Raw genomic sequence first — 3,081 nt, 5'->3', positions numbered from 1 at the left:
GCCTCGGCGAGCTCGGCCGCCCGCGCCGGCATCGCCCAGGGCAGCGGGCGGCCGCCGAGGTGGACGTTGGTGATCCAGCCGTCGCCCTCGCGGATCATCCCGGCGATGGCCCTGCCCTCGCAGACGAAGACGCGGTAGTCGCGCCACAGACCGTCGCTGCGGGGCACGTAGCGCTGGAGGTAGTAGACCCGCGAGACCGCATCCTCCGGCGGCAGGTCGTCCGGCCGCTCAATCAGCTGCAGCCCCTCGCCCTGCGAGCCGAACAGCGGCTTCAGCACCAGGGGACGCCCGGGGCCGGCCTCGCGCGCGACGATCTCGGCGGCGGCCGTGCGCTTCGAGCAGACGAAGGTGTCGGGCGTCGGCAGGCCGGCGCGGGCGATCATCAGGCTGGTCGCCGCCTTGTCGACCGAGCGCTCGATCGCGACCGGCCCGTTCCAGACGGTGACGTCCGAGGCCACCAGCGCATGCAGCACGCCCAGACGCATCGTCGTGGCCTCGAAGGTGCCGCCGGCGATGGTCCGCAGCAGCACGCCGTCGGGCAGCGTCCCGGCGAAGCCCGGCACCTGCAGGGGCTCGCCGCCGCCGGTGACGATCGCCACGTCGGCGAGCGAGAACAGCACCGGCTCGACGCCCTGCGCGCGAAGCGCCGCCAGGAGCCGGGCCTTGTGCCAATTGCCGTTGTCGGCCGCGAGCGCGATGCGCATTCTGTCGGTCACCCCAAGGATGGTTCAAGCCGCCGGTTCCGCCGACACGCATTGCCCTCCCGCTCCACGCCGTCATCCCGGGGCCGCGAAGCGGAGCCCGGGATCCAGAGCCGCCAACGGTGCCCGAGCTTGCCCCCACGGCGGATCTGGAGTCCGGCTCGCCTGCGGCGCCCCGGAATGACGATGGTGGGGAAACCCCGGGAGAGCCGCGGGCGATGGCCTTCGTGTCGTGAAAGCCGGCCTCGACTGCCGCTACGAGAACGACGCCTCGACCAGCTCCGGCATCAGCTTGCCGCCGCGGAAGGTCGCGCCGGTGCGGATGGAGGTGACGATCGCCTCGGCCGGTGAGAACAGCGCGCCGTCGATCTTGTAGAAGTCGCCGTTCACCCGCGAGAAGATCTCGGCGAAGGGCGCGCCGTGGTCGCTCGACGTGGTCGAGGGCAGCTGCTCGGCGAGCTGCTTGGCCTCCGCGTCGTCGGCGTCGACGAAGAGCTGGACCCGGCCGCCGTAGATGATCGCGTCGTTGGTGCGGCCCATCGCCTTGATGAAGTCCGGGTGCTGCGGCGACAGCGGCGCCGAGCCGATGCCGTCGACGATCCGGTGCAGGTCGAAGCCGACCGTGTGCGCCTTGTGGAGGGCGACCTCGAGCACGCGGGCGACGACCTGTGTCGCGCCGGCGAGGCTCTGGGTCGGCGCGAAGATGAAGGTCAGGTCCTCCGGGCGCAGGGAGCAGGCCTCGGCGACCTTGGCGACGACGCTGGCCGGCGGCCCGCCGGCGGCCTCGAGCACCAGGGCGGTCTTCGTGGCCGAATCGCGGTAGCCGAGCTCCTTGTAGAGGTCCTCGACCACGGCGACGGCGCGGCCCGGGCCGGAGCCGAGGGCAAAGAAGCCGGAATCGCCGTCCTCGTCGGCGAGCGACCAGCCGGCATACTGGCTGCCGAGGCAGGCCAGCACCGGGTCGGCGGCGTGGACGACCACCGAGTACGGCCAGGACGGGATCGGGCCCGACGGGCTGATCGAGACGGTACCGAGGCCGCCGAGACAGATCTCGGCGATCCGGCGGCCGGCCTCGATCGAGCCGCGCGCCGAGGCGCCGGCGTCGACCATGCGCGCGCCGCCCGGCGCCTGTGTCACGGACAGGCGCAGAACGTCGGCGTCAGCGACGAAGCGCTCCACCAGGGGCGTCGCGATGGCGTTCAGGCTCGGCTGGTTGGTGCTCATGCGTTTCCTCCTCGGACAGCCGGTCGCGCAAGCTGGCGATCCGGGTCCCCAATTCTTGTCGTGCCGCCGGCCCGTCCGGCCCCCCCGCCAGGACCGTGCAGAGCGGGGCGTCCCGCATCACCCGTGTCCCGGCGCGGGGCCGGTCCCGCACGTGGTCCGGCCATGCGACCGCCGGGACGACGGCGTGATCCCGCGCCGCGTAACAGATCTGCGAGGCCGCCGCATCCTCCGGCGCCGGCCCGATCTCGGGCGCGTGGTCGAGGCAGGCCTCGACATGCGCGTGCAGCAGCGGCACGCCGCGCCGGTCGAGCACGTCGAGGGTGGCGCCCGGGCGCGGGTTGATCTCGGTCAGCCACCATGCCTCGCCGTCGGACAGAAAGTCGACGCTCGCGAGCCCGCGCAGCCCGGTCGCGCGGACCAGCTCGTCGGCCGCCTCCGCGACGGCGGCGACGATGGCGTCCGGGAGCGCGGAGGTCTCCCGCCGCCCCGGCGCCAGCGCGCCGGCATAGCGGAACGGGCGCAGGAGAGACGGCGCGCTCCACTGCTCGGTCAGCGCCAGGATGCGCGCGCCCGAGGCGTCGGCCAGGATGTTGAGCGCGAAGGCGCGGCCCGGGACCCGGGCCTGGAAATAGGCGCCCGCCGGCGCCGGCCCGCTTGTCGCCGCGCGGATATGGCTCCCGCCCGAGCCCCCGGCCCGCTTGAGCAGCCAGGCCTTCGGGTCGTCGAGCCGCGCCCGCGTCACCGCCGGATGCGGGATGGCGAGCGTCGCGCACAGGGCCGCGAAGCGCAGCGGGTCCTTCAGCGCGGACACGGTCTCGGCCCCCGCGCCGACCAGGCGATGGCGCCGCGCGATCGCAGCGATCAGCGCGGGTGCGGCCTCGAAGCCGCTGCCGAGCACCACGCCGAGCGGAGCACCGCCGGCCATCGCCGACAGCGCGTCGAGATGGGCGAGCACCGTCTCCGCGAGCCGTCCCGTGCCGAACCGGCCCTCGAGCGGGCGATGCGCCGCGGCGAGTTCCAGGGTGTCCGAATCGGCGAACAGGTCGGCAAGGGCGTCGGCATCGGCGCGCTCGCCGTCGGCAACGTGAAGTACCAGACGCAGAAGCAGCTGTTCGGGCGGATGCTCGCGGCCGAGGCGCCGCTCTGCCTCGATTTC

Annotated in this window: 3 protein-coding genes and 1 pseudogene; 1 reads left to right on the top strand and 3 read right to left on the bottom strand. The window is 73.8% G+C overall.

All coding sequences use genetic code 11. The features are described from left to right. The 3 genes from FV223_RS23895 to FV223_RS23885 form a co-directional block, all read right to left on the bottom strand. Nucleotides 1–704, bottom strand: a 704-nt coding sequence (locus FV223_RS23895; protein WP_147729306.1) for a RimK family alpha-L-glutamate ligase, incomplete at its 3' end; no start/stop codon positions are given. A 252-nt stretch (nt 705–956) separates the two neighbouring features. Beyond that, nucleotides 957–1,925 carry a methenyltetrahydromethanopterin cyclohydrolase gene (mch, locus tag FV223_RS23890; RefSeq protein WP_147729305.1) on the bottom strand — a complete coding sequence of 323 codons (969 nt, stop codon included), beginning with the start codon at nt 1,923–1,925 and terminating at the stop codon, nt 957–959. Beyond that, entirely contained in the window at nt 1,861–2,880 is a 1,020-nt protein-coding gene (locus FV223_RS23885; protein WP_246689780.1) for an ATP-grasp domain-containing protein, read from the bottom strand. The genes mch and FV223_RS23885 overlap by 65 nt, the downstream gene beginning before the upstream one ends. Between FV223_RS23885 and FV223_RS32480 the strand changes: the two are divergent. After that, nucleotides 2,869–3,081, top strand: a pseudogene (locus FV223_RS32480) (hypothetical protein); the annotation flags it as partial. The gene FV223_RS23885 and the pseudogene FV223_RS32480 sit on opposite strands and share 12 nt — an antisense overlap.

It is taken from the genome of Methylobacterium sp. WL116 (genome assembly GCF_008039455.1).
Taxonomy (GTDB): Bacteria; Pseudomonadota; Alphaproteobacteria; order Rhizobiales; family Beijerinckiaceae; genus Methylobacterium.
The sequence above is the reverse complement of the archived record's forward strand: the minus strand, read 5'-3'. Positions and strand labels throughout refer to the sequence as shown.

What these genes read in the sequence shown, in the direction of transcription:
- mch (WP_147729305.1), bottom strand. Translation starts at nt 1,925, where the DNA reads ATGAGCACCAACCAGCCGAGCCTGAACGCCATCGCGACGCCCCTGGTG.